Here is a 25,860-nt window from a genome sequence, read left to right on the forward strand (position 1 = left end):
TCATTGTCTTTTGGGGCCGGCCGTTGCTAAGAACGCGGCAAAGAAGGCCTTATTCGCTGGAGTTTGCCATGTCTGTCGACGCTGCCACCGTCAAGCGCATCGGGCGCCTTGCCCGTATCCGTATCGAGGAAGAGGAAGTCGCCAGCTACCAGAGCGAGATCAACGCCATTCTCGGCTTTGTCGAGCAGCTCGGTGAAGTGAACGTCGATGGTATCGAGGCGATGACCTCGGTAACGCCGATGCAGTTGCGCCGCCGCGACGACGTCGTGACGGATGGTGGCTATCCCGAGCAGATCGTCAAGAACGCGCCGCTGACTGAAGACAACTTCTTCATGGTGCCCAAGGTGGTTGAATAATGGCGATTTCGATCGCTGCCGAGACGCCGCTGCAGGACGATGTTCGCGGGCTGGTCGCACGGTTGAACGATCATCTGCTGCCGCTGTCGCCGCTGGAATTCCAGTTCAAGATGACCGTCGAGCAAATGGCCGATAGCGATACGACACTGTTCGTGGCGCGGGACGATACGGGCAAAGCCGTCGGCATGGGCGCGCTCAAGGCGCATGGGCCTGAGCTTGGCGAGGTCAAGCGCATGTTCACGGTGCCCGAAGTGCGCGGCCAGCGGGTGGGCAAGCAGTTGCTGGAGCGGATCGTCGCGCTGGCGCGAGAGCGTGGCATGGGAAGCGTGATGCTCGAAACCGGCACGGGCGACGGCATGGCCGAGGCGCATCGGCTCTATACGCGTTACGGATTCGCGCCGCGCGGGCCGTTTCTCGACTATCCGGACAGCGAATGGTCGGCGTTTTTTGAACTGAAACTGCCGCAGGAGCAGGTTGCATGAGAACCGCAATTGTCGCGGCTTTGGTGGTGTGCAGCATTGGTGGCGCACTGGCCGACGATGCCTATGACACCATCTATGTTTCCGACCCGGCCGTCTGCGACCAGGCCGGCAAGGGCGACATCGAGTCGGTGCTGTTTGATCTGCAGGCGAGCGCGGTCTTGCCGCGCGAGGCGATCTGGGTCCGTGGGGAAATGATCTGCCGGCTGGTCGATGTGCGCATGTCGCCTTCGGCGATGGGCTGGGATGACGGCGACACCGAAGTGTTGGCGACAGCGCGGTGCTATGGTCCTTATGAGGACTATATGGACCAGGTGGTGCTGACCAATGTCAGCCAGAATATCAATCTCCATTACGGCGATACCGGCGAGCCGATTCCGCCGAGCCTCGAGATCATTTCGATGCGCGCCGATCTCGGCGGCGAGGAAATGGCCAAGTCCGATGGTTATGACGGGATCTACACAGCCTGTCCGCCGCTGACGGCGAAGGATTTTGCATGGCCAAAATGATCGGGATCACCCTTGCCGCGATGCTCGCGCTGCCGCTGACTGCGGCGGCGCAGGAAGATTTGCGCATCGACCAGAGCAAGATCTATGTGACCGATCCGGCCGCTTGCGACATGCTGGAGAAGAAGGGAATCGAAGCCTTCATGGACCTCGATTTCCTGGCATTGGGCTTTCCCAAGGGCATCCAGTCCATGGAATTCCAATGCAATTTCTTCGACGTGAAAAGCCGCGAAGGCTCGACCCATCTGTTCGTCAATGCCGTCTGCGAAGCTCTGGGCGAGCTCTATCCCGATACGATGGCTATCGCCCCATATTCCGAGACGCAGATCCAATTGGTCTCGTCCTATGATGCCGCCATGACGCTGGCCGGCATTTTCGAACCCACCAGTGCTGTTGCGACGCCCGGCGCAACGCTCTACACACGCTGCGACAATCTGAGCGAGATTACCGTTGACTGACCTGACCAAGCTGAGCCTCGCCGATGCCCGCCAGGGCCTCAAGGACAAGAGCTTTACCGCGGTGGAATTGACCGACGCCTATATCGGCGCGATCGATGCTGCCAATGACAAGCTCAATGCCTATGTGGCGACGACGCCCGAGCAAGCCCGCGAAATGGCCAAGGCCAGCGACGCGAAACTGGCGCGCGGCGAAGCCGGACTATTGGAAGGCATTCCGCTCGGCGTGAAAGATCTTTTTGCGACCAAGGGTGTGCACACTCAGGCGGCGAGCCACATTCTCGATGGGTTCAAGCCCGAATACGAATCGAGCGTGACCGCCAACCTCTGGCGCGATGGCGCGGTGATGTTGGGCAAGCTCAACATGGACGAGTTCGCCATGGGGTCGTCCAACGAGACGAGCTACTATGGCGCCGTGGTCAATCCCTATCGCGCCGAAGGCAGCAATGCCAATCTGGTGCCGGGCGGCTCGTCGGGCGGTTCGGCTTCGGCTGTGGCGGCCTGGCTCTGTGCCGGTGCGACGGCAACCGACACCGGCGGTTCGATCCGCCAGCCTGCGGCATTTACCGGCACGGTTGGCATCAAGCCGACTTATGGCCGCTGCTCGCGCTGGGGCACAGTCGCTTTTGCGTCGTCGCTCGATCAGGCAGGCCCGATCGCCCGGACCGTGGAAGATGCGGCGCTAATGCTGCAGTCCATGTCGGGGTTCGATCCAAAGGATTCGACGAGTGTCGACCTCGCCGTGCCCGATTTTGCTGCTGCCGTCGAGCGCGGTGTAAAAGGTCTCGTCATCGGCGTGCCGCGCGAATATCGCATGGACGGCATGCCGGCCGAAATCGAGGCGCTGTGGAATCAGGGGCTCGAATGGCTCAAGGCTGAAGGCGCGACGGTGAAGGATATTTCGCTGCCGCACACGAAATATGCCTTGCCGGCTTATTATATCGTGGCGCCGGCGGAAGCCTCGTCGAACCTCGCGCGCTATGATGGCGTGAAGTATGGGCTCCGCGTTTCGGGCAAGGACATCACCGACCAATATGAGTTGACGCGCGCTGCCGGTTTTGGTCGCGAAGTGAAGCGCCGGATCATGATCGGTACCTATGTGCTTTCGGCCGGGTATTTTGACGCCTATTACGTCAAGGCCCAGAAGCTGCGTACGCTGATCAAGAAGGACTTTGAAGATGCCTTCAACGCTGGCGTCGACACCATCCTGACGCCCGCAACGCCTTCTGCTGCCTTTGGAATTGGCGATGAGGCCCTGGCTGCCGATCCGGTCGCCATGTATCTCAATGACGTCTTCACGGTGACCGTCAACATGGCGGGTCTTCCCGGCATTGCGGTGCCTGCGGGCAAGGACGGCAAGGGTCTGCCGCTCGGTCTTCAGCTCATCGGCAAGCCATTCGATGAGGAGACGCTGTTTGCGGCGGCGCGGGTGATCGAAAAGAGCACCGGCACCACTTTCGCTCCCACCCAGTGGTGGTAAGCCGCGGGGCTTTGCATGACGGCAGCGCTTGATTGCGCCGCCGTTCCGCACTATTTGCGCCCCATGCACAAATTTAAACTGGTTGTCACGCGCCCGATGGCAGCGTCCGGGCCAACAGGAATTTCGCCGATGGCCGTTGATATTTTTACGACGCTCGACTGGTCCGAGCCGCCCAAGGATATGAGCAAGCCGCTGCAGGCGCTCTGGTGGCTCAAGAAGGGCGAATTCCGCGTCGGACCCGAATGGGAAAGGGCGCATGCTATCGTTCAGTCGATGGAGGGCGTGCCCGCTTTTGATTGGGTTCACGCGCTGATGCATTGGATCGAAGCCGATATGGGCAATGCCGACTATTGGTATCGCCGCGCCGGCAAGCGCAGGGCGACGGCGAGCGTGAGTGCCGAATGGGAGCACATTTCGGCGGCGCTGAGCGAAGTGACCAAGCACTAGGGTTTCAAGTGGTTTTGGATTTGAGGGCCGCAGCATTGTGCTGCGGCCTTTTTGTTTTTCTGGCTTCGGTGCCGCTTTAGGGCAAGTCGATTTTGAAATCTCAGGCTGGGCCCCGGCTTTCGCAGGGGTGACAAATGGTGGGCATCGAATCAGTTTTCTCTGACTTAATCCTATCGGTTGTCGACTTGGCTTCTCACCAATTCCAGTCCGCGCTTGGTGATGCGGTAGGGTTTGCCGCCTTGGGATTTGATGGCTTTTTTCGCTTTGAGTTTTGGGAAGAGAACGGGCGTGAGCCCGCTCATCTGCCAGCCTTCGCGGTTGATGAATTCGAATTCGGCGATCTTGCCGCGGGAATCTTTGATGACGGCGATGTAGCCGCCCTGGGCGAGTGCATGGAGCACGCGCTGTTCGTCTCGTGAAATGTCCACTGATGTCTGATGCCTGAGAGGCGCGTTTTGTACGCGCGAACAAACAAGACCGTCCGCTGGCATCGCGCTCAGCGGTTGGTCGGTTCATTCATGCCCCGCCGCCAATGGGACGGGGCTTCAAGCGGTCTCGGACTGACTAGACATGGACTTTGTCTAGCGCTTGGACTGCAGGGCGTCCACATTCTGCGCGCGAGCGGTTGAAATCCACCTCAGGCCGGTGCAAACCAGCAACAGACCAAGATCTGGGGATGGACCGTGACTGCTGCCGCAAAACTGCCTGCCGAATGTGAAAGCAAGGATGACGTTCGGTTCGAAATCGACCGGATCGACCAGGCTTTGCTGGGCCTTTTTGCCGAGCGTCACCGCTATGTTACGCGTATGGCAGAGATCAAGACCGATCCGCACGAAGCCTTCGACCCGGCGCGGATCGAAGCCGTCGTCTCCAAGGTGCGGGCGCGGAGCCTTGATCTCGACCTCGACGAAGACCAGGCCGAGTTGATCTGGCGGACGCTGATCGACTGGAACGTGAACTACGAAAAGGGCATCATCGCCGCTCGACGTCGGGCACGATAAGGCCGCACCGCGGACACGGCGAGCGAGGAGCAGACTGGAATGGCTGTTATCGACATCCGCAAAGCTGAACTCGCCGACGTGCCGCGCATGGCCCATATAGCCTTTTCGGCCTGGGATACCGGGATAAGGCCGCTGCTCGACGAAAAGCCGGGGCAACGGGATAGCGAGCGATTGCGCTTGTCGCATGCGGCTGCCTCCAATTGGCAAAATGGCGTGGTGGCGACGATCGACGGGATCGTCGTCGGCTGGTGTTGCCGATCCCGCCGGCGGAACTACATTCCATTCCTCTTCGTCATGCCGGATATGCAGGGCCATGGGATCGGCGCGCGGCTGTTGAACCGCATGGAGACCATGCTCGAGCTCGAAGGGGCAGAGCGGGTGCTTCTGGAAACGCCGGCCGACAATGTGCGGGCCGTGCGGTTTTACGAGCGGCAGGGCTATCATATCCTGGCGCTGCGGACCGCGGCGCGGGCGGCCCACGAGCCGTTCATGAGCGTGCATCTCGAAAAGGAACTGCATCCGTTCGATGGCGAGATCGGCGAGGATTGAGCGCGGGTAGCGGGCGGATTTCCGGCCATCGCGGTTGCATCGCTGCGCCAATCTCAGTAAGCACTTACTTACATTTTGCCTTGCCTTTCAGGACATTCAATTGACCCTCGTCGACACCCGCACCCCTGACAAGAAGCGCCTGATTTCCGGTTCGACCGGGGATTGGGAAGTGATCATCGGCATGGAAGTGCACGCGCAAGTCACGAGCGAGTCCAAGCTGTTTTCGGGGTCTTCGACGGCCTTCGGCAATCCGCCTAATGCGAATGTCAGCTTCGTCGATGCAGCCATGCCGGGCATGCTGCCGACCATCAACGAGGAGTGCGTGCGCCAGGCTGTGCGCACCGGGCTCGGGCTCAAGGCGCAGATCAACAAGCGCTCGGTGTTTGATCGGAAGAACTATTTCTATCCCGATCTGCCGCAGGGCTATCAGATTTCCCAGTTCAAAGATCCGATCGTCGGCGAGGGCAAGGTTTTGCTCGATGTCGATGGCGAGCAGATCGAAATCGGGATCGAGCGCCTGCATCTCGAGCAGGACGCCGGCAAGTCGATCCACGATCAGCACCCCAACATGAGCTTTGTCGATCTCAACCGGTCGGGCGTGGCGCTGATGGAAATCGTGTCAAAGCCCGATCTGCGCTCGTCGGACGAGGCGAAGGCGTATCTGGGTAAGCTGCGGACGATCCTGCGCTATCTCGGCACCTGCGACGGCAATATGGAGCAGGGCTCCATGCGCGCCGACGTCAACGTCTCGGTGCGTCGTCCGGGCGGCGAATTCGGCACGCGCTGCGAAATCAAGAACGTCAATTCGATCCGGTTTGCCGGTCAGGCGATCGAATATGAAGCGCGGCGCCAGATCGATATTTTGGAAGATGGCGGTTCCATCGATCAGGAAACGCGGCTGTTCGACCCCAAGAACGGCGAAACGCGGTCGATGCGCTCCAAGGAAGAAGCGCACGACTATCGCTATTTCCCCGATCCCGACCTGCTGCCGCTCGAGTTCGATGATGCCTTCATTGCCAAAATGGCTGAAGGGTTGCCGGAGCTTCCAGACGAGAAGCAGGCGCGGTTTATCGGTGACTATGGCGTTACCGCTTATGACGCGATGGTGCTGACGCTCGATCGCGAAACGGCGGATTACTATGAGGCCTGCGTGGCCCATGGCGGCACGAAGCGCGATGGCAAGGCCGTCGCCAATATCCTCAATGCGGACGTCGCGGCGTTTGCCAATAGCCAGGGTCTGGCTGTGTGGGAGACGCATCTGCAGCCGGCTCAGATTGCCGGGCTCGTCGACCTGATTGCAGGCGGCACGATCTCGTCCAAGGGTGGCAAGGATGTGCTGCAGATTCTTATCGCTGAGGAACCCGAGGGTGATCCGGCGGAGATCGTCGAGCGCCGTGGGCTCAAGCAGGTGACCGATCTTGGCGCGATCGAAAAGATCGTCGACGAGATCATTGCGGCCAATCCCGATCAGGTGGCCAAGGTGATCGCCAAGCCGACAATGATCGGCTGGTTCGTCGGTCAGGCGATGAAGGCCTCGGGCGGCAAGGCCAACCCGCAGGCCCTCAACGACTTGATGAAGCGCAAGCTCGGGATCGAATAAGCGCCGACTGCGCTAGGGATTGATATCGTGGCCCGGCTCCGGCGGTAGTGCCGGGTCGGGCTTTTCCGTATCCTGATCATGCCGCAAGGGCGAGGTGTGCGGGTTGAGCGCATCGCCAGTGGGCAGGTTGACCGGCATGGGCGGCACGGGCTGTGGCGGATTGTGCGGCACTTTGGGGTCGTGATCGTGCGGATCGCTCATGTCAAATCTCCTGCGGCCGCGGGGGATCGCCGGGCATGGGTGGGACTTCGGGCTCGACGGACGGGCCGGGGTCTTCGACAGGTTGATCGGGCATAGGGATTTCCGTCGGGCCAGTGGGCACTGGATCGGCCGGGACGGGCTGTGGCGGCTCGGGCTGCGGGACGACAGGCTCGTCGGGCCGGGGATCGATTTCAGGTGAATTGGGCATGAGCACCTCCTGACGGGCCAACGATGGGCCCGGCGGGAGGTTCCGCAATCATGGGGTCGCGGCGCGGCGGCTCCAGATGTGGCGGATGCGGCCGTCGATAAACAGCAGGCCAAAAAAGATCACGAACATGCCCAGGATCTGGATCGGCAGGATGCTTTCGCCGAGGACGGTGACGCCGATGATCAGAGCCGAGATCGGGGCGATGAAGGTCGTGGTGGCGAAATTGGTGGCGCCGACGCGGGGCAGGATTCGGTACATGATCTGGAAGGTGAAGGCGGTCGAGAGAAGGCCGATGGCGAGGGCCGCGCCGAACGTTTCGGGCCGCGTCATGACCGGGACGCCTTCGGAAAAGAATGCGATCGGGACCGCGACTATGGCCGCGCCAGTGAGCGCGATGGAGGCGAAAGCCGTCGGCTCGACGTGCTTATAGCTGCGGGTGATGTTGAGCGAAATGGCATAGCAGAGCGTGGCGCCGAGGCAGGCCGCGATGGCCCAAAGCTGCGAGGATCCGCCGCCGGCAAGGGCTGGTGACACCAGAATGGCCGCGCCGACAAAGCCGATGGCGACACCGGCAAATTTCGTGGGCGTCGCCTTTTCGCCACCGACCCAGGCGTGGGAAATCAGCGCGGTGACCATGGGGGTCAGGGCATTGATGATCGCGGCGATGCCGCTCGCGAGGTGGGCCTGAGCGAGGGGGAAAAGCGCGAAAGGAATGGCATAGGCGATGATGCCGAGGCCGCCGAGTTGCAGCCAGAGTTTTGGATCGCGCGGTACGGATTTTTTGAGCGCCAGCATGACGACCCAGCAGCCGAGGGCGCCGATGCTGACGCGCAACGAGGTGACCCAGAGCGGGCCGATCTCGCGGATGAGGATGGCGTTGAAGACGAAGGAGCATCCCCAGATGGCGCCGAGGAGAATAATCCAGAACCAATCACGCAGACTCATCTCGGGTGCCTTTCACTGAGAAGGCCGGACGCTACGCCGCGCAGGAACAAAGGTCGAACCGATTTTGACGATGGATCGCATCAATCGTGGTGATGGGCGGCGGTTGGCTGCCATGCGCACGCCGAAGTGGCGCCAGACGAGTGTCTCACCTAGCGTGGGGGGCAATGACCAAGGGAGAAACACTATGTTGAAACAACTCTGCTGCCTCGCTCTTCTCGTTGGAAGCATCTCGACCGCGTCAGGCGCCGAGATGTTGGATGACACGCCGCGCACTGCAGTCATGTCCGCCTTCGCGCCAGAATGGGTGGCCTTGCAAGCAGCTATGAGCGACCGCAAGGACTTCAGCGTCAATGGCGTCACCTTCGCAACGGGGAAAATCGAGGGCAAACCCGTGGTGTTGTTTCTGACGGGGGTCAGCATGGTCAATGCCGCGATGAACAGCCAATTGCTGCTCGACCACTTCGCCGTCAAAAACATCGTGTTTTCCGGAATCGCCGGCGGGGTCAATCCGGATCGGCATATCGGGGACGTGATCGTCCCAACGCAGTGGGGCCAGTATCTCGACATGATTCTGGCGCGTGAGGCCGCTCCGGGCGAGTTCACCCCACCATCCTTTCTGCCACATTCGCTGCCCAATTACGGAATGATGTTTCCTCAGGACGTGACAGTTACGCGAGAGGGTTCGGAGCCGGAGAACAAATTCTGGTTTGCCGTGGACCCCGATCTGCTCAAGGTCGCAGAGGGCGTGGCAGAATCCATCTCACTCAAAGACTGCACGCCGGACAATGCATGCCTTACGACTGCGCCCAAGGTCTATGTCGGTGGCAACGGCGTGTCTGGATCAGCCTTCGTCGACAATGCGGAATTTCGCTCCTACGCCTTCGACACGTTCGATGCGCAGGTGCTCGACATGGAGAGCGCTGCGGTTGCGCATGTGGCCTATGCCAACAACGTGCCCTTCATCGCATTCCGTTCGTTGTCTGACTTGGCAGGCGGCGGGGAAGGGGAGAACGAGATGGGCACGTTCATGGGCCTTGCCTCGGACAACTCCGCTGCAGTGGTCGAGGCCTTTATCGCGGCCCTGCCAGAATGATACCCGGCTGGCCGCTTCATGCGGCCGGCTTTCAAGCAAAGGCAATCTTGCCGCTGGCGAGGAGGCGGAGGGCTTCGGGGTAGATGCGGTGTTCTTCGATGAGGATACGTGCAGAGAGGGTATCTGGCGTGTCGCCGGGCAGGACAGGCACTTGGGCCTGGAGGATGGAGGGGCCCTCGTCGAGACCGGGCGTGACGAAATGGACCGTGCAGCCATGGACCTTGCCGCCATCGGCGAGGACGCGAGCGTGGGTATCAAGGCCGCGGTAATCGGGGAGGAGGGAGGGGTGGATGTTGATCATCCGCCCCTGCCAACGGTTCACGAAATCCTCCCCGAGGATGCGCATGAAGCCGGCGAGGCAAACGATGTCCACCTCCCAGCTCTCGAGGATCTGGGTCATCGTGTCTTCGAACATGTCCCGGCTGAGGAACTTGCTCTGGGCAAGGGATGCCGTGGCGATGCCGTGCTGCTGTGCGATTTCGAGGCCAGGCGCGGCAGCCCTGTTCGAAAGGACGCCGACGATTTCGGCGGGATAGTCGGGCGCCTTGGCGGCTTCGATCAGAACCGACATGTTGGAGCCGCGGCCAGAGATGAGGATGGCGACCTTTTTGCGTGTCATGAAAGCGGCTCCGATGGGGCGTCGTAGAGGGCCAGTTCTTCAGCTGTCGGCCGCTCGATAGCGGCGGAATAGGCCTGGAGCTGGTCCAGTGTCATGGGTGGATTTTCGCGGCCACGGGCAGTCATCCGGGCGTGAAGAACGGCCGGCTCGGCATCGAGGAAGCGGAGTTCTGCTGCTGAGCCCAATGCACGGGCGCCTGTGCGCAGGATATCGCGCTCGCTGCGGGCCCAGGTGCCCCACTCGATGATGGCGGTGCCGCCAAGGCGCAGGATGTCTTGCGCCTGTTGCCATTGCAGGCGTTCGACGGCGTCGCGGACGGCATTGTCCCAGAGATTGATGCCGAGGGCGTCCAACCAGTCGTCAGGGGAATAGATGGTCGCATGGAAGCGCAGAGCGAGTTTTTTCGCGAGCGTCGATTTTCCGGTCCCGGGCAGTCCGGCGATGATGATCAGACGGCCCGGGTTCGACATGCTCAGAGCGAGAGGCGCCCACGGAAGGTCACCGGCTCGCCGGTGCGGAGCGTCAGTTGGCCGACGATGGCGGCGGTCTCACCGGAGGCGGTGAGGCTTTCGACGAGCTTTTCGGCATCTTCCGGTGTCACGGCGACGAGCATGCCGACGCCGCAGTTGAAGGTGCGGAGCATTTCGCGTTCGCTCATGCCGCCGACCTTGGAAAGCCAGCCGAAGACGGGCGGAACAGTGACGGCAGCGAGATCAACATCCGCCGCGAGATCATCGGGAAGGACGCGGGGAATATTGTCGATGAAACCACCGCCCGTAATGTGCGCCAGGGCCTTGATGCCGAGACCGGATTTCAGCGCGGCGAGCAGCGGCTTGACGTAAATGCGGGTCGGTTCGAGGAGCGCCTCGGAGAGGGTCTTGCCGCTTTCGAAGGGGGCAGCGTCGGTCCAGGCGAGGCCGGAGAGCTCGACGATCTTGCGCACAAGCGAATAGCCATTGGAGTGTACGCCAGAGGAAGCGATGGCTACGAGCGTATCGCCGGCAGCGATATCCTTGCGGGGGAGGAGGTTTTCGCGCTCGGCGGCGCCGACGGCGAAGCCGGCCAGGTCATAATCGTTGCCGTGATACATGCCCGGCATTTCTGCGGTTTCGCCGCCGATCAGGGCGCAGCCAGCGAGGCGGCAGCCATGGGCGATGCCGGTGACGATGGCTGTGCCTTGCGCAACATCGAGCTTACCGGTTGCGAAATAATCGAGGAAAAACAGCGGTTCGGCGCCCTGCACGATGAGATCATTGACGCACATGGCGACAAGGTCCTGGCCGATCGTGTCGTGCTTGCCGGTATCGATGGCGATCTTGAGCTTGGTGCCGACGCCGTCATTGGCCGCGACGAGGACCGGGTCCTTGAAGCCTGCAGCCTTGAGATCGAAGAGGCCACCGAAGCCGCCAATCTCGCCATCGGCACCAGGGCGGCGCGTCGAGCGCACGGCGGGCTTGATGGCTTCCACCAGCGCATTGCCAGCATCGATATCGACGCCCGCCTGCTTGTATGAGAGCCCATTTGATGGCAGGTTTTGCGCGTCGGACATGAGCTTCTTGCCAATGCTGGGGATATCGGGGACGCCGTGGCGCTCGAAACCCGGTCTGGTTGAACTTAACGGTGCTGGCCGCTAGAGCCTCTTGTGCGGTTCTCGAATCGCGCAATGCTCCAGGTCTTTGTTTTTATGGCGTTTCACGTGCACAAGGTGAACAAGACTTGTTGCTGAATTCGCCTGAGGGCCTGATAGCTTCTTGGATAGTCAGACGCAAGGGCCGCCGGGCGCTATGAACCTTAGAAATCAAGTGCTGATCTGGATCGGATTCTTCGTGGTCCTGATCCTCGCCCTGTGGATCTTCCGCGGCATCCTGCTTCCCTTCGTGGTCGGGGCGGCGCTGGCTTATCTGCTGAACCCGCTGGTGGCGCAGTTGCAGAAGTGGCGATTTAGCCGCGGCTGGGCGACTGCCGTGGTGCTCTTAAGCGTTTTGGCCATCATTATCAGTATCTTCGTGATGCTCTTGCCGATGGTCGCAACGCAGGTGCTGGGCCTCGTGCAACGCTTGCCTGGCTATGCCGTCGACCTCGAAGCGCTGGCGCGGCGCTGGGCGCCGGAACTCAATCAGTGGCTGGGGCCCGAGCGCGCTGCGCAAGTGCAGCGGACGATGTCCGATATGCTCGGACAGCTTGTTGGTCTCGTTGGTGTCGTCACCTCGGAAATCGTCAATTCGGGCATGACGTTGATCAGCGTGATCGGCTTTGCGATCTTTACACCGGTCGTCACGTTCTACCTGCTGCTCGATTGGCAGGGCATGGTGCGCGGCGTGCATGATCTGCTGCCGCGAAAACATCGCCCGGAAATTCTTGGGATCTTGCGGGATATCGACAGCTCCATGGCCGGCGTGATCCGCGGGCAGGGCGGTGTCTTGCTGATCGATGCGGTGTTTTATGCGACCGCCCTTTCGCTGGTGGGGCTCAATTTCGGGCTCGCCGTGGGGCTGATCGCCGGTTTCCTGAGCTTTATTCCCTATGTCGGGTTTGGCGTGGGCCTCGCCCTTTCGGTCGGCATCGCCATCGTCCAGTTCTGGCCGAACTGGTGGATGGTCGCCGTCGTCTTCGGCATCTTCATGGGCTGGCAGTTCATAGAGGGCAATGTGCTCTATCCAAAGCTCGTCAGCTCTTCGATCAACATCAATCCGGTGTGGTTGATGTTCGCGCTGTTGGCCTTCGGGGCGCTGTTCGGTTTCCTCGGGCTACTGCTGGCGGTGCCCCTGGCGGCGATTGGCGGGGTGCTCGTGCGCTATGGCGTGCGCAAATATAAGGGAAGCAGCCTCTATCTCGGATCAACCCATGGTGGTCACGGTGGTAACCCCACTGCGTGACCTGACCCCGCGGCAACTACCGCTCGAATTCGACCATACACCTTCGCACACAGCAGATGATTTTCTGGTGGGCGAAGGCAATGCGCTGGCGCATGCGCGGGTGTTGGCCTGGCCGCATTGGCCTGATGCCGTGACTTTGCTGATTGGGCCGGCCGCATCGGGCAAATCGCATCTGGCGCGGATTTTTGCCGATCGGAGCCATGCGGAGATCGTGACGCCGGATACGATCAAGGCCGTGGCCGAGGCGGATGGTCGCGGGCCACTGGTGATCGAGGATGTCGATCGGGACGGTTATGACGAGCCGAGCTTCTTTCACCTGCTCAACCAGGCGATGCGCGGAAACCGGACGATTTTGCTGACTGCGCGGGCCGAAATCGGCGATTGGCCTCTGGCGACGGATGATGTTCGCTCGCGGGTGCGGCGGGCGCCGGCGTTCCGGCTCGAGGCCAGTGACGACATAGAACTGTCACACATGTTCGCCAAGCTTTTTGGCGACCGGCAGATCAAGGTTGACCCCAAGATCATCCACTATCTCGTGGCGCGCATGGAGCGGAGCCCCGAGGAGGTGACAGCATTGGTCGAGAGCATGGACAGGCTGGCGCTGGCGCGGGCCACTGCCATTACGCGCGCTATAGCGGCCGAGGCCCTTTCGCTTCGCGACGCAGAGCGCGATAGTGCTGGCAAACAGGAGTGGGATCCTCTTCAAGATGAATGACATGAGCGAGATCACCGAAGCCGAAGCGACGGGGCCGGATATCGAAGCATTGCGCACGAGCCCGGCGCGCTTCGTCAACCGTGAGGTGAGCTGGCTCCAGTTCAACATGCGTGTGCTGGAAGAGGCGGGGAATGAATCCCACCCGCTGCTCGAGCGCCTGCGATTCGTCTCGATCTCGGCCAACAATCTCGATGAATTTTACATGGTCCGCGTAGCGGGCTTGAAGGGTCAGATCCGTGCGGGTCTGACCAAGCAGAGCGCCGACGGACTGAGCCCAGCCGAACAGCTCGAAGAAATCGCGACGCTGGCCCAGCACCTGCAGCGCGACCAGCAGGATCATTGGGAATCGCTGCGCGAAGAGCTGTTCGCGCAGAACGTCGTCATCCACGAATCCAACGATCTCTCGGAAGAGCAGATCGCTTATCTCCAGAAGCTGTTCCGGGAGGAGATTTTCCCGGTGCTGACGCCGATCGCCGTCGATCCGGCGCATCCTTTTCCGTTCATTCCCAATCTGGGTCTGGCGCTCGCGTTTGAATTGAAGCGCCCCGATAGCGATCAGCATCTGACGGCGCTGGTTCGTATTCCGGGTAATCTCGATCGGTTCATCAACCTGCCGACCGGGCTGGTTTCGGATGGGCGGACCGAGGTTGTGACCATCGATACGCTGGTCAAGCTGTTCTTCCACAAGATGTTCCCGGGCCATGAAGTCGTCGGCTCCGGCGCGTTCCGCGTGATACGCGATAGCGAAATCGAAATCGATGACGAAGCGGCCGATCTGGTGGTCGAATTCGAAAGCGCGCTGCGGCAGCGGCGACGCGGGCAGGTGATCCGGCTCGAAATCGAGCGCAGCATGCCGCGCGGCCTGCAGCGCCAGATCGGCGAGCAAATGGGCATCAAGGATGCCGACGTGTTCGTGGTGCAGGGTTTTCTCGGCCTCGCCGACGCGCGGAAAATCTGCGATGTCGATCGGGCAGACCTCAAATTCCCGCCCTATATCGCGCGCTTCCCCGAGCGCATTCGCGACTACAATGGCGATAATTTCGCTGCCATCCGCGCCAAGGATATTCTGGTCCACCACCCGTTCGAAAGCTTCGACGTGGTGGCGCAATTCCTGATGCAGGCAGCGCGCGACCCGGACGTCGTGGCAATCAAGCAGACGCTTTATCGCACCTCCTCAGATAGCCCGATCGTCAAGGCACTGGTGATGGCGGCCGAGGCCGGCAAATCGGTGACGTGCCTTGTCGAACTTAAGGCGCGGTTTGATGAAGAAGCCAATATCCGCTGGGCGCGTGACCTCGAGCGCGCCGGGGCGCAGGTGGTTTTCGGGTTCATCGAACTCAAGACGCACGCCAAGATGAGCCAGGTGGTGCGGCGCGAAAAGGGCAAGCTCGTCAGCTATTGCCATATCGGCACCGGCAATTATCACCCGATCACCGCCAAGGTTTATACCGACCTCAGCTTCTTCACGATCGACCCGGCCGTGACGCGCGACGTGGCGCGGGTGTTCAACTTCATCACCGGCTATGCCAGACCGACCGAGCTTGAGACGATCGCGGTTTCGCCCGTGAACCTGCGCGAAACTTTGATCAACAATATCGGTCGCGAGATCGAATTTGCGCGCAGCGGCCAGCCGGCTTCGATTTTGCTCAAGATGAATTCGCTGGTCGATCCGCAGGTGATCGATGCGCTTTATGATGCGAGCCAGGCCGGGGTGAAAATCGACCTGATCGTGCGTGGAATTTGCTGTCTGCGGCCTGGCATTCCAGGGTTCTCGGACAATATCCGGGTGAAATCGGTCGTTGGCCGCTTCCTTGAACACAGCCGCATTTATTGCTTTGGCAATGGCGAGGCGATGCCATCGCAGCGGGCCCTGGTCTATATTTCATCGGCCGATATCATGGGTCGAAATCTCGACGGGCGCGTCGAGGTCATGGTTCCCATTCTCAACAGAACCGTGCACAAGCAGATTCTCGACCGGATCCTGGTTGCCTATTTGCGGGACAATCAGCAGAGTTGGGAAGTATTGCCCGATGGCAGTTCACATCGGCTACGCGTTGCCGAGGGTGCGGAACCCTTTAATGCGCACGACTATTTCATGACCAATCCGTCGCTGTCCGGTCGTGGCAGCGCGGGTATTGGGGACGGCGACGAGGGTTGAATTTGACGCAATTCTGGGGGGTCGATGCTGATCCCACCGCGCAGGGTCGTCTAAAAGGAGCATTGCCGGTGGCGGTGCTCGATATCGGCTCGAACTCGGTTCGTCTGGTTGTCTATGAGCGGCATGCCCGCTCGCTGACGCCGCTCTACAATGAAAAATCGGCCTGCGCCCTGGGGCGCGGCATCGCGCAAAGCGGACGTTTGGCGGACGAAAACGTCGCCAAGGCGATCGATGCCATCAAGCGCTTTGCGCTGGTTGCCAAGATGATGCGCGTGGGGCAGGTGCATATTCTGGCGACCTCGGCCGTGCGCGACGCCGCCAACCGCGAAGAGTTTGTCTCGGCGGTCGAAGCGATCATCGAAGCGCCGGTACGGGTGCTTTCGGGCGAGCAGGAAGCGCATTATGCGGCGCTCGGCGTCGTCGCTGGCATTCCCGGCTTTGAAGGTGTTATGGGCGACCTTGGCGGCGGCAGCCTCGAGCTCTCGGCGATTTCTGGCGGGCGGGATGGCGAGGGCCAATCCTACGAGCTCGGCGTGATCCGGCTGCAGGATGATGCGGATGGATCGCCGAAAAAGGCAGCGACAATGGTCCGCGAAAAGCTGACACACTCGCTCCTGGCGGATGTGGTGCCCGGCAAACAGTTCGCTGCGATCGGCGGCACTTGGCGATCGCTCGCCAAGCTTCATCTCGAGCTGCGCGATTATCCGCTGCATATGGTGCAGGACTATGTGGTGCCGGCCGAAGAGATGATTTCGGTCTGCGATGAGATCGTCGCGGCAGAATCGCTCAAGAGCTATCCCGGTTCGGGCAGCGCCAGCAATTCGCGGCGCGAACTGGTGCCGTTCGGCGCGGCTGTGCTGGCCGAAGTGCTGCGGGCCGGAAAGTTCGAGAGTGTCGTATTCTCAGCGCTCGGTGTGCGCGAGGGCTATCTCTACGGGCTTTTGTCCGAGGCGGAAAAGCATGTCGATCCGCTGATCCAGGGCGCGGAAGAGCTCTCGGTGCTGCGCTCGCGCTCGCCGGCGCATGCGGCGGATCTGATTGAATTCACGGCTCAATATTTCGATGCTGTCGGGGTTGTCGAGACCGCCGAAGAAAAGCGTGTGCGGCAGGTTGGGTGTTTGCTCGCCGATATCGGCTGGCGCGCGCATCCTGACTATCGTGGGCCGCAGAGCGTCGATTCTCTGGCCTATGGTTCGCTGACGGGGGTCGATCACCCGGGCCGCGCGGTGCTCGCGCATATGATCGCCGTGCGGTACGACGGCCTCAAATCCAAATCGGCCAATAGTCTTAACACACTGGCGCCTGCCGAGATGATCCGGCGCGGACGGCTTTTGGGGGCGATGTTCCGCGTCGCTTATCCGATGAGCGCCGCCATGCCTGGGGTTTTGCCGCGCATCCGGTTCCGGCTCGAGGGCAACACGATCGTCCTCGCGCTGCCATCAGACTTTGCTTTCCTCAATGGCGAGCATCTGCGCAACCGGCTCAATCAGTTTGCCAGCTTTGCAGAGCATGAGGATTCGCGGGTCGAGGTCGGCTGACCCGCGAGATCTATTCTGCTGCTTCGGTCTTCGGGACGGTGAACTCAACGATGCCCTTGCGGGTCGCGACGAGGCCTATGCGGCCATGTTTGATCGCGAGCGCTTTTTCGCCGAACAGTTTGCGGCGCCAGCCTTTGAGGGCAGGGACGTCGGCCTCGTCATCGAGAACGAGCGCATCGATTTCGTCGGAGGTCGCGAGGATGCGTGCGGCGACGCCATGCTGTTCAGCAACGGACTTCAACAAGACCCGGACCAGATCGCCGACGGCGCCTTTTGGCGACGGGCCGCGATAGCGTTCGGGGAGAACCGGCAGCTCGGCCTTATTGATGGCTTCGACGCCCTTGAGCAATTCGATGATCTCGGCGGCGGCAGAGCTACGGCCGAAACCGCGCGGCACCGCGCGCAACTTGTCGAAAGCGTCAGGGGTCAGCGGTCGCTGCATGGCGAGATCGTAAAGCGCATCATCCTTGAAGATGCGGCTGCGCGGCTGATCGGTGAGCTGCGCCTTGCGCTCGCGCCATTCGGCCAGGACTTTTAAGGCTGCCAGATCGCGCGGACGGTTGATCTTCATCTTGAGTCGTTCCCAGGCCTCTTCTGGCTGGACGACATACGTATCGATGCTGCGGAGCGTCGTTAGTTCGTCTTCGACCCAATCCCAGCGACGGGTCTGTTCGACCTGCTTGCGCAGTTCGCGATAGATATCGCGGAGATAGGTGACGTCGGCGAGCGCGTAGAGGCGCTGCTTTTCGGACAGCGGACGGGCGGACCAATCGGTGAAGCGCGAAGACTTGTCGAGCTCGACCTTACAGATGGCGCGGACGAGGCTGTCATAGGAGGCGCTATCGCCAAAGCCGCAGACGCTGGCAGCAATTTGGGTATCAAAGATGTTGTGAGGGACGGCGCCGGTCAGCTTCACGAAGATTTCGATATCCTGCCGTGCGGCATGGAAAACCTTGGTTACCGCAGGATTGGCGAGGAGAGCAAAGAAGGGCTTCAGGCTGAGGCCATCGGCCAACGGATCGATAAGGACGGCTTCTTCGTCGGTCGCTGCCTGGATCAGACAAAGGCGCGGCCAATAAGTGGTTTCGCGCAAGAATTCTGTATCAACAGTTACAAAGTCGAACTGGGCTGCACGCTCGCAGAAAGCCGAGAGCGCCTCTGTGGAAACTATCAGGTCCATACGGCTACCGTCTCAATATCGTCAACTTCGTTCCTAGCAGGTGCTGAAGGATTGCTCCACCTCGGAATTCCGCCTTGGGCACGGAATGCCCAAGAGCTTGACAAGCGGGGTGCTCCATGCGCTTTTCGCGCCCGAGAATCCGGCCCTTTTTGCTCAATTCGGAAAAGAAAATGACGATACATCGCTACCGTACCCACACCTGTGGCGCCCTCACGGCGGGTGATGCCGGCAATAATGTCCGTTTGAGTGGCTGGGTCCACCGTATCCGCGACCATGGCGGCCTGCTGTTCATCGACCTGCGCGACAATTACGGCATCACGCAGTGCGTCATCGATCCTGATTCTGCGGCTTTTGCGCAGGCGGAGAAGGTGCGCTCGGAATGGGTGCTGCGCATCGATGGCGAGGTGAAGCTGCGCGACGCTTCGGCCGTGAACAACAACATTCCGACTGGCGCGATAGAGATATTCATTCGCGATATCGAAGTGCTCTCGGTGGCCAAAGAACTGCCGATGCCGGTGTTCGGCGACGCCGAATATCCGGAAGACATTCGCCTGCGCTATCGCTTCCTGGATCTGCGCCGCGAAAAGCTGCACGCCAATATCCTCAAGCGCACCAAGATCATCTCGGCCATGCGGTCGGGCATGGGCGGGGCGGGCTTTACCGAGTTTTCGACGCCGATTCTGACTGCCTCGTCGCCGGAAGGCGCCCGCGACTTCCTCGTGCCGAGCCGCATTCACCCCGGCAAGTTCTTCGCGCTGCCACAGGCGCCGCAGCAGTATAAGCAACTCCTGATGGTTGCCGGCTTCGACCGCTACTTCCAGGTTGCGCCATGCTTCCGCGACGAAGATCCGCGCGCCGATCGCCTGCCGGGCGAATTCTACCAGCTCGACCTCGAGATGAGCTTCGTGACCCAGGAAGAAATCTGGGAAACGGTCGAGCCGGTGATGACTTCGGTGTTCGAGCAGTTTGCCGATGGCAAGCGCGTCACCAAGAGCTGGCCGCGCATTCCTTATGATACGGCGATCCGCAAGTATGGCTCGGACAAGCCAGACCTGCGCAACCCGATCGAAATCGAGGGCGTGACCGAGCATTTTGCCGGTTCGGGCTTCAAGGTCTTCGCCAATCAGATCGAAAGCGATCCCAAAGTCGAAGTCTGGGCGATCCCGGCCAAGAACAATGCCGGTGCCGAGCCGATCGGACGCGCTTTCTGCGACCGTATGAACGCCTGGGCACAGGGCGAAGGCCAGCCGGGCCTTGGCTATATCTTCTTCAAGGACGGTGCCGGTTCCGGCCCGATCGCCAAGAATATCGGCGAAGAGCGCACGGCTGCGATCAAGGCCCAGTTCGGCCTTGATGACGGCGATGCCGTGTTCTTCGTCGCTGGCCGCCCGGAGAAGTTCTACAAGTTTGCCGGCGAAGCCCGCACCAAGGTTGGTACCGATCTCGGCGTCGTTGACACCGAACAGTTTGCACTGTGCTGGATCGTCGACTTCCCGTTCTACGAATGGAGCGAGGAAGAAAAGCGGATCGACTTCGCGCACAACCCGTTCTCGATGCCGCAGGGCGGAATCGAAGGGCTGAACTCGGCCGAGCCGCTATCGCTCAAGGCTTATCAGTATGACGCGGTCTGCAACGGCTTCGAAATCGCTTCCGGTTCGATTCGTAACCAGGAGCCGGAGACCATGGTCAAGGCGTTCGAGCTGACCGGCAAGTCGCGTGAGGAAGTCGAGGCACAGTTCGGCGGTCTCTATCGCGCTTTCCAATATGGCGCTCCGCCGCATGGTGGCGCGGCATTCGGTATCGACCGTATCGTCATGCTGCTCTGCGGCGTTGCGAACCTACGTGAAATCACAGCCTTCCCGATGAACCAGCAGGCGGAAGATCTGCTGATGGGCGCGCCAAGTCCGGCGGATAACAAGCAGCTCCGCGAGCTCAGCATTCGGCTCAACGTTCAATAAATTTGAGCGGTACTGCATAGGTAAAGGCGGGTCGCAAGGCCCGCTTTTTGCTTTTCGCCCAGCGCTCCAAAGGTGCTTAAGGGGTCCTTAAGTGGGGCTGCCTTAACAATGCGATAAAGCCATGTTGAAGTGGATTCGTCGGTGAAGGCCAAGTTCTCGCACGTCCTTATGTTGCTTGGCGGCCTTTTGGCCTTCGTGCCGATCCTGTCGGTCGACTTCGCACTCGACGCCTATGTGCGCTCCAAGGAGACCGCCGCGCTGCAGACGCGGATGGACGCCCTCAGCGCCGAGATCAATTACAACGCAAACAATGCCGTAAGCGTGTTGCGCAAGGTTGTTGCGGATAGCCCTTCGTTCTGCACGCCGACCTTTACGGGCATCGCGCAGGCGGCGATCGAAAACAGCTATAACGTCAAGCAGATCCTCGTCGAGAATATGGACGGCGTGCAGTATTGCGACGCGTTCGGGCGTGGCGTCTCGCATTCCCCGCTCTCGACATCGCTGCCCGTGCCGGGGCTGACCGAGACCATTACGGTGGTCAAGTTTGCCGACATGACGATGCCGGCGCTGAAGGTGACGCAGACGCTTGGTGGCGTCCGCCGGATTTCGGCGTTCGTGCCGCTGATGGCGACGACCGAGGAGTCGCTGGTCGAGAACCTGCCGCAGGGCGCGATGATCGACATTGCGCTCACGAGCGGCACGCCGGTGCTGTCGCTGGGTGAGTCGATGGATTTCGACCGCTCGGTAAATCGGCAGGATTATCTGGCGGTGCAAAGCTATGCCGGCGAGTTGCCGATCAAGGTGCGGTACCTTCTGCCATTTGCAGAAGCCCGCGCGGGGTATGCCGATCTCGATGTGGTTTTCACGCTGCTGTCGTGCGTTGGTAGCGCGATGTTGCTGCTCGTGACGCTGGCTTATGCCCGCCGGTCGCGGACGCCGTCCTTCGATCTCGAGCGCGCTATCGGCCGTAACGAAATCAAGCCGTACTATCAGCCGGTGATCAACCTCCGCACTGGCGGGCTTGTGGGCTGCGAAGTGCTGTGCCGCTGGGAAAAGCCCAATGGCGAAATCGTGCCGCCTGGCGTCTTCATCGACTATGCCGAGAATAGCGGCATGGCGATCCCGATGACGCTCTCGCTGATGCAGCAGGTGCGGTATGATCTCAGCGAACTGGCGCAAAAGATGCCGGGCCTGAAGATTTCGATCAATCTGTTCGAAGGGCATTTCCGCGATGTCGGCATTGTCGACGACGTGCAGGCCATCTTCGGTAATTCGCCGATCAGCTACGATCAGCTCGTGTTCGAAATCACCGAGCGCCGGCCGCTCGAAAACTCGACGGCGGTCAATAGCGTCATCTCTGGGCTCCATGCGCTTGGTGCCAAGATTGCCATGGACGATGCTGGCACCGGTCACTCGAACCTGGCTTATATCGCGACGCTGGGTGTCGACGTGATCAAGATCGACCGTGTGTTCGTCGACATGGTCAAGCCGGGGACAACGCAGGTTGCCGTGCTCGACGGACTGATTTCGATGGCTGCAAATCTTGGGTGCGAAATCGTCGCCGAGGGTGTCGAGACCGAGGCGCAGGCTGTTTACCTCCGCTCGCGTGGCGTGGTGCAGGCGCAGGGCTATATTTTTGCGCCTGCGCTAAAAGTGGGCGCGTTCAAGGAGTTGGCGCTAGCGCTACAGTCCGTGCCGCTCGGCTATGGCGATGCGCCTGACGCCAGCGAAATCGTTACCGACGCGGCCTGAGGCCAACCAAGACCAATTGCTTAGACGACCGGCGCTGATTCTTGCGACGGCTGTGGGCTGACGCCCCTTTTCTTCGGCGCCGATTGGTGGCAGGTACGGCACGTATTTGCCTGTGCCGGAGGAAAGCGTGTCGACCGATCCCAATGAGCAACGCAAGATCCTGCGCGACGCGGCTCTGCACTTCCACGAATTCCCCAAGCCCGGCAAGCTTGAAATCCAGCCGATCAAGCCGCTGGGCAACCAGCGCGATCTGGCACTAGCTTATTCCCCTGGCGTCGCCGCGCCGTGCGAGGAAATCGCCGAAAATCCTGAAACGGTCGCACGCTATACATCGCGGCAGAACCTCGTCGCCGTGATCTCCAATGGTACGGCTGTGCTGGGGCTCGGCAATATCGGGGCGCTGGCGTCGAAGCCAGTGATGGAAGGCAAGGCGGTTCTGTTCAAGAAATTCGCTGGGATCGACGTGTTCGATCTTGAAGTGGATGAAATCGAGCCGACCAAATTCGTCGATGCCGTGGCGCCGCTCTGGCCGACATTTGGGGGCATCAATCTCGAGGATATTCGGGCACCGGACTGCTTCGAGATCGAGGAAAAGCTGCGCGAGCGCATGCCTATTCCGGTGTTTCATGACGACCAGCATGGTACCGCGATCATTGTCGGTGCAGCGGTGCTCAATGGGCTTGAGCTGACCGGCAAGAAGATCGAAGAGGTCAAGATCTGCACGTCCGGGGCAGGGGCCGCGGCCATCGCCTGCCTTAACGTTCTCGTGGCACTCGGGGCCAAATATGAGAACATCTGGGTAGCGGACAAGGACGGTTTGGTTACCCATAAGCGCAATGACGTCAACGACAAGTGGCGCGGCCAATTCCGGCGCGTAAGCGACGCGACGACGCTGGCTGAAGTCATCGAAGGTGCCGACGTCTTCCTCGGTCTTTCGGCTGCCGGTGCGTTGAAGCCCGAAATGCTGATGAAGATGGCGCCAAAGCCGCTCATCCTCGCGCTCGCTAATCCAAATCCAGAAATCATGCCCGAAGTCGCCAAGGCGACGCGGCCCGATGCCATGGTCTGCACCGGCCGATCGGACTATCCGAACCAGGTCAACAACGTCCTCTGCTTCCCGTTCATCTTCCGCGGCGCGCTCGATGTGCATGCGACGACGATCAATGAGGAGATGAAGCTGGCGGCGGTGCGGGCGATCGCCAAGCTGGCGCATGAGCCGGGCTTGGAAGTGTCGCCCTCAGGGGCGCCGGCCGTGTTTGGGCCGGACCACATCATCCCTAATCCGTTCGACCAGCGACTGATCCTGCGCATTGCGCCGGCTGTCGCGCGGGCGGCCATGGAATCGGGCGTGGCGAAGCGCCCGATCGAAGATTGGGACGCCTATCAGGATCGCCTCAACCGCTTCGTGTTCCGCTCAGGCCTCGTGATGAAGCCGATCGTCGATCGGGCGCAGGGGAAGGGCAAGCGGATTGCATTTGCCGATGGCGAAGACGAGCGCGTGCTGCGTGCGGCACAGGTGGTGCTCGAAGAACGTATCGCCCGGCCGATTCTCATCGGCCGTCCGGCGGTCATCGAGGCGCGTATCGAGCGCTTTGGCCTGAGCATTCAGCCGGGTCGCGATTTCGAGGTGATCAACCCTGAAGACGATCCGCGCTATCGCGACTATGTCAGTCTGTTCCACTCGCTGGTGGGCCGCAATGGCGTGACGCCGGATACGGCGCGCACGATCGTTCGCACCAATACGACGGTGATCGGGGCGTTGGCGGTGAAGCGTGGCGAGGCCGATGGCCTGATCTGTGGCTTGCAGGGCCGCTTCATCAAGCACGTCCGCGACATCCGCTCGATCATCGGGCTGCAGGACGGTGTCAATGACGCCTCGGCGCTGTCGATGCTGATCATGCCGCGCGGCGCATTCTTCCTCGCCGACACCTATGTGAACATGAACCCGTCGGCCGACGAGCTGGTGAGCATTACGCTCCAGGCCCGTGATCACCTCAAGCGCTTCAATATCGAGGCGCGTGTGGCGCTGCTGAGCTACTCGAACTTCGGTTCGCGCGATGGCGACAGCGCCTTCAAGATGCGCGAAGTCTACGCAAAGCTGAAGGTCGCGGCGCCTGACCTGATCGTTGAAGGCGAAATGCAGGGCGACCTGGCGCTCAACCAGGAACTCCGGGAGCGCTACGTGCCCGAGACGGTGCTGCGCGGCGAAGCCAATCTGCTGATCTTCCCAGATCTCGATGCGGCCAACCTTTCCATGACGCTGCTCAAGGAAATGAACAATGCGCTCGCCGTCGGGCCGATCCTGATGGGCACCAAGGCGCCGGCTCATATTCTTGCGCCGTCGGTGACGAGCCGCGGCATCGTCAATATGGCGGCAATTGCGGCCAATGAAGCTGTGGGAGCCTGAGCCATGATCCGTCACACGGTGGTTTTCTCGCTCAAGCATGCTTCGGGTTCGGCCGAGGAAAAGGCATTTCTGGACGCAGCCCTGGTGCTCGAGGCCATTCCGGGCGTCCAGAAATTCGAGCGTCTTCGACAAGTGAGCCCGAAGGCGGATTATGCCTTTGGCTTCTCGATGGAGTTCGCCGATCAGGCCGCCTATGACGGCTATAATGTGCATCCCGATCACGTCGCCTTCGTGCGGGATCGTTGGGTGCCTGAAGTCGCGCGGTTCCAGGAGATCGACTACGTTGCGCTCTGAGGTGTGACAGGGTAAGACCTGCTGCACATCCCGCGACGAACAGCCGAGGAAGTCACCATGAACCAGATCGCTGTGTTCAGTGGCAGTGCGCATCCGGAGCTGGCCAGCCAGATCTGCGCGGAACTTGAGGTTCCGCTGCAGCCGACGCGGATCAAGCGCTTTTCCAACGACTGTATCGAAGTGCAATTGCAGGCCAATTGCCGAGAGCAGGACGTGTTCCTCGTCCAGACCTTGGCCGAGCCGGTGCAGGAACACCTGATGGAATTGCTGCTGATGCTCGATGCGGCGCGGGGCGCCTCGGCAGCGCGCATCACGGCTGTCATCCCGCACTATTCCTATGCCCGATCGGACAAGAAGGATGCCCCGCGCATTTCGATCGGCGGGCGCCTTGTTGCCGATCTCCTCAAGACGGCGGGCGCCGATCGCGTTCTGACCATGACGCTGCACTCGCCGCAGGTGCATGGCTTTTTCAGCGTGCCGGTCGACCACCTCCATGCGCTCACGGAACTGGCCGAGCATTTCAAGCGCTTCGATCTCTCGAACTCCGTCGTGGTTTCGCCCGACCTTGGCAACGCTAAGACGGCGGCGGCTTTTGCCAAGCGGTTGGGCTTGCCGGTGGCGGCGGGCGCCAAGGAGCGGATTTCGGATACGCAGGTGCGGATCTCGGCCGTGATCGGCGATGTGCGCGGCAAGGACGTGATCATTCTCGACGATGAGATCGCGAGCGGCGGGTCGATCCTCGAACTGCTCAAGCATCTGCGCGCCAATGGCGCGCGATCCATGCGCGTCGCGTGCACGCATGGGATTTTTGCCGGCGGGTCGGTGGCCCGGCTCGCGGCGGAGCCTGATGTCGTCGAGATCGTTTGCACCAATACCTTGCCCAATGCGGCACGGCAGGCTCATGGCAAGCTGACGGTTCTGTCGGTTGCGCCAGCTTTGGCCGAAGCGATGCGCCGGATCAGTTCGGGCGAGTCGGTCAGTGCGCTATTTGACGAAAATACCTCCATGCCACGCGTGGCGGCGGAATAGCTAACTGCGCATTA

General features: G+C 61.0%; 27 protein-coding genes. 19 read left to right on the forward strand and 8 right to left on the reverse strand.

Features of this window, described 5'->3' with window-relative positions:
- Positions 1 to 68: 68 nt before the first annotated feature.
- The 6 genes from gatC (at position 69) to DevBK_RS04755 (ending at position 3,723) form a co-directional block, all read left to right on the forward strand.
- Positions 69 to 356, forward strand: coding sequence for an Asp-tRNA(Asn)/Glu-tRNA(Gln) amidotransferase subunit GatC (gatC, locus tag DevBK_RS04730; protein ID WP_317184634.1), 288 nt, complete (start codon positions 69 to 71; stop codon positions 354 to 356).
- Positions 356 to 838: a GNAT family N-acetyltransferase gene (locus DevBK_RS04735; protein ID WP_317184635.1), complete on the forward strand. Its 483-nt coding sequence runs from the start codon at positions 356 to 358 to the stop codon at positions 836 to 838. The genes gatC and DevBK_RS04735 overlap by 1 nt, the downstream gene beginning before the upstream one ends.
- On the forward strand, positions 835 to 1,344 hold the full coding sequence (locus tag DevBK_RS04740) for a hypothetical protein (protein ID WP_317184636.1): 510 nt from the start codon (positions 835 to 837) through the stop codon (positions 1,342 to 1,344). The genes DevBK_RS04735 and DevBK_RS04740 overlap by 4 nt, the downstream gene beginning before the upstream one ends.
- The gene (locus DevBK_RS04745) at positions 1,332 to 1,799 is read left to right on the forward strand and encodes a hypothetical protein (protein WP_317184637.1); all 468 of its coding nucleotides are present in this window, start codon (positions 1,332 to 1,334) and stop codon (positions 1,797 to 1,799) included. The genes DevBK_RS04740 and DevBK_RS04745 overlap by 13 nt, the downstream gene beginning before the upstream one ends.
- Positions 1,792 to 3,276: an Asp-tRNA(Asn)/Glu-tRNA(Gln) amidotransferase subunit GatA gene (gene gatA / locus DevBK_RS04750; protein WP_317184638.1), complete on the forward strand. Its 1,485-nt coding sequence runs from the start codon at positions 1,792 to 1,794 to the stop codon at positions 3,274 to 3,276. Before DevBK_RS04745 ends, gatA begins: the two co-directional genes overlap by 8 nt.
- A gap of 129 nt (positions 3,277 to 3,405) precedes the next feature.
- Positions 3,406 to 3,723 carry a hypothetical protein gene (locus DevBK_RS04755; protein ID WP_061911621.1) on the forward strand — a complete coding sequence of 106 codons (318 nt, stop codon included), beginning with the start codon at positions 3,406 to 3,408 and terminating at the stop codon, positions 3,721 to 3,723.
- 170 nt (positions 3,724 to 3,893) lie between these two features.
- Here the strand turns inward: DevBK_RS04755 and DevBK_RS04760 are convergent, their stop codons facing one another.
- Complete coding sequence (locus tag DevBK_RS04760; protein WP_317184639.1) at positions 3,894 to 4,151, reverse strand: YjhX family toxin; 258 nt, start codon at positions 4,149 to 4,151, stop codon at positions 3,894 to 3,896.
- A gap of 255 nt (positions 4,152 to 4,406) precedes the next feature.
- Here DevBK_RS04760 and DevBK_RS04765 point away from each other — a divergent pair, with 255 nt between their 5' ends.
- From DevBK_RS04765 to gatB, 3 genes are all read left to right on the forward strand, one after another.
- Complete coding sequence (locus DevBK_RS04765; RefSeq protein WP_061911506.1) at positions 4,407 to 4,724, forward strand: chorismate mutase; 318 nt, start codon at positions 4,407 to 4,409, stop codon at positions 4,722 to 4,724.
- 39 nt (positions 4,725 to 4,763) lie between these two features.
- Positions 4,764 to 5,273: a GNAT family N-acetyltransferase gene (locus tag DevBK_RS04770; protein WP_317184640.1), complete on the forward strand. Its 510-nt coding sequence runs from the start codon at positions 4,764 to 4,766 to the stop codon at positions 5,271 to 5,273.
- A 100-nt stretch (positions 5,274 to 5,373) separates the two neighbouring features.
- Complete coding sequence (gene gatB / locus DevBK_RS04775; RefSeq protein WP_317184641.1) at positions 5,374 to 6,873, forward strand: Asp-tRNA(Asn)/Glu-tRNA(Gln) amidotransferase subunit GatB; 1,500 nt, start codon at positions 5,374 to 5,376, stop codon at positions 6,871 to 6,873.
- A 12-nt stretch (positions 6,874 to 6,885) separates the two neighbouring features.
- Here gatB and DevBK_RS04780 read toward each other — a convergent pair whose 3' ends face one another.
- The 3 genes from DevBK_RS04780 to DevBK_RS04790 are packed head-to-tail and all read right to left on the reverse strand — an operon-like array spanning position 6,886 to position 8,227.
- On the reverse strand, positions 6,886 to 7,074 hold the full coding sequence (locus DevBK_RS04780) for a hypothetical protein (RefSeq protein ID WP_062630295.1): 189 nt from the start codon (positions 7,072 to 7,074) through the stop codon (positions 6,886 to 6,888).
- A 1-nt stretch (position 7,075) separates the two neighbouring features.
- Positions 7,076 to 7,282, reverse strand: coding sequence for a hypothetical protein (locus DevBK_RS04785; protein WP_156464155.1), 207 nt, complete (start codon positions 7,280 to 7,282; stop codon positions 7,076 to 7,078).
- Between the two features lie 48 nt (positions 7,283 to 7,330).
- Positions 7,331 to 8,227, reverse strand: coding sequence for a DMT family transporter (locus DevBK_RS04790; protein WP_317184642.1), 897 nt, complete (start codon positions 8,225 to 8,227; stop codon positions 7,331 to 7,333).
- A 184-nt stretch (positions 8,228 to 8,411) separates the two neighbouring features.
- Between DevBK_RS04790 and DevBK_RS04795 the strand changes: the two genes are divergently transcribed.
- Positions 8,412 to 9,320, forward strand: coding sequence for a 5'-methylthioadenosine/S-adenosylhomocysteine nucleosidase (locus DevBK_RS04795; protein WP_317184643.1), 909 nt, complete (start codon positions 8,412 to 8,414; stop codon positions 9,318 to 9,320).
- A 31-nt stretch (positions 9,321 to 9,351) separates the two neighbouring features.
- Here DevBK_RS04795 and purN read toward each other — a convergent pair whose 3' ends face one another.
- The 3 genes from purN to purM are packed head-to-tail and all read right to left on the reverse strand — an operon-like array spanning position 9,352 to position 11,488.
- The gene (gene purN / locus DevBK_RS04800) at positions 9,352 to 9,939 is read right to left on the reverse strand and encodes a phosphoribosylglycinamide formyltransferase (protein WP_317184644.1); all 588 of its coding nucleotides are present in this window, start codon (positions 9,937 to 9,939) and stop codon (positions 9,352 to 9,354) included.
- A complete protein-coding gene (locus DevBK_RS04805) occupies positions 9,936 to 10,409 on the reverse strand; it encodes an ATP-binding protein (protein WP_317184645.1) in 474 nt (157 codons plus the stop codon). Before DevBK_RS04805 ends, purN begins: the two co-directional genes overlap by 4 nt.
- A gap of 2 nt (positions 10,410 to 10,411) precedes the next feature.
- Positions 10,412 to 11,488, reverse strand: a complete 1,077-nt coding sequence (purM, locus tag DevBK_RS04810; protein WP_317184646.1) for a phosphoribosylformylglycinamidine cyclo-ligase — start codon at positions 11,486 to 11,488, stop codon at positions 10,412 to 10,414.
- Positions 11,489 to 11,741: 253 nt separating this feature from the next.
- Here purM and DevBK_RS04815 point away from each other — a divergent pair, with 253 nt between their 5' ends.
- The 4 genes from DevBK_RS04815 to DevBK_RS04830 are packed head-to-tail and all read left to right on the forward strand — an operon-like array spanning position 11,742 to position 17,226.
- On the forward strand, positions 11,742 to 12,815 hold the full coding sequence (locus DevBK_RS04815) for an AI-2E family transporter (RefSeq protein WP_317184647.1): 1,074 nt from the start codon (positions 11,742 to 11,744) through the stop codon (positions 12,813 to 12,815).
- Positions 12,784 to 13,530, forward strand: a complete 747-nt coding sequence (locus DevBK_RS04820) for a hypothetical protein (protein WP_061911529.1) — start codon at positions 12,784 to 12,786, stop codon at positions 13,528 to 13,530. The genes DevBK_RS04815 and DevBK_RS04820 overlap by 32 nt, the downstream gene beginning before the upstream one ends.
- On the forward strand, positions 13,523 to 15,688 hold the full coding sequence (locus DevBK_RS04825) for an RNA degradosome polyphosphate kinase (protein ID WP_061911531.1): 2,166 nt from the start codon (positions 13,523 to 13,525) through the stop codon (positions 15,686 to 15,688). Before DevBK_RS04820 ends, DevBK_RS04825 begins: the two co-directional genes overlap by 8 nt.
- Before the next feature lie 2 nt (positions 15,689 to 15,690).
- Positions 15,691 to 17,226, forward strand: a complete 1,536-nt coding sequence (locus DevBK_RS04830) for a Ppx/GppA phosphatase family protein (protein WP_317184648.1) — start codon at positions 15,691 to 15,693, stop codon at positions 17,224 to 17,226.
- Between the two features lie 10 nt (positions 17,227 to 17,236).
- Here DevBK_RS04830 and rnd read toward each other — a convergent pair whose 3' ends face one another.
- Entirely contained in the window at positions 17,237 to 18,406 is a 1,170-nt protein-coding gene (rnd, locus tag DevBK_RS04835; RefSeq protein ID WP_061911535.1) for a ribonuclease D, read from the reverse strand.
- A gap of 176 nt (positions 18,407 to 18,582) precedes the next feature.
- Between rnd and aspS the strand changes: the two genes are divergently transcribed.
- The 5 genes from aspS (at position 18,583) to DevBK_RS04860 (ending at position 25,846) form a co-directional block, all read left to right on the forward strand.
- Positions 18,583 to 20,364, forward strand: coding sequence for an aspartate--tRNA ligase (aspS, locus tag DevBK_RS04840; RefSeq protein WP_317185593.1), 1,782 nt, complete (start codon positions 18,583 to 18,585; stop codon positions 20,362 to 20,364).
- Positions 20,365 to 20,505: 141 nt separating this feature from the next.
- Complete coding sequence (locus DevBK_RS04845; protein WP_156352101.1) at positions 20,506 to 22,116, forward strand: EAL domain-containing protein; 1,611 nt, start codon at positions 20,506 to 20,508, stop codon at positions 22,114 to 22,116.
- Positions 22,117 to 22,243: 127 nt separating this feature from the next.
- On the forward strand, positions 22,244 to 24,523 hold the full coding sequence (locus tag DevBK_RS04850) for an NADP-dependent malic enzyme (protein WP_317184649.1): 2,280 nt from the start codon (positions 22,244 to 22,246) through the stop codon (positions 24,521 to 24,523).
- 3 nt (positions 24,524 to 24,526) lie between these two features.
- Complete coding sequence (locus tag DevBK_RS04855; RefSeq protein ID WP_317184650.1) at positions 24,527 to 24,817, forward strand: Dabb family protein; 291 nt, start codon at positions 24,527 to 24,529, stop codon at positions 24,815 to 24,817.
- 57 nt (positions 24,818 to 24,874) lie between these two features.
- On the forward strand, positions 24,875 to 25,846 hold the full coding sequence (locus DevBK_RS04860; protein WP_062630284.1) for a ribose-phosphate diphosphokinase: 972 nt from the start codon (positions 24,875 to 24,877) through the stop codon (positions 25,844 to 25,846).
- The last annotated feature ends 14 nt before the right edge of the window (positions 25,847 to 25,860 follow it).

Origin of the sequence: Devosia sp. BK (genome assembly GCF_032907385.1) — a bacterium.
In the GTDB taxonomy this organism is placed as follows: domain Bacteria; phylum Pseudomonadota; class Alphaproteobacteria; order Rhizobiales; family Devosiaceae; genus Devosia.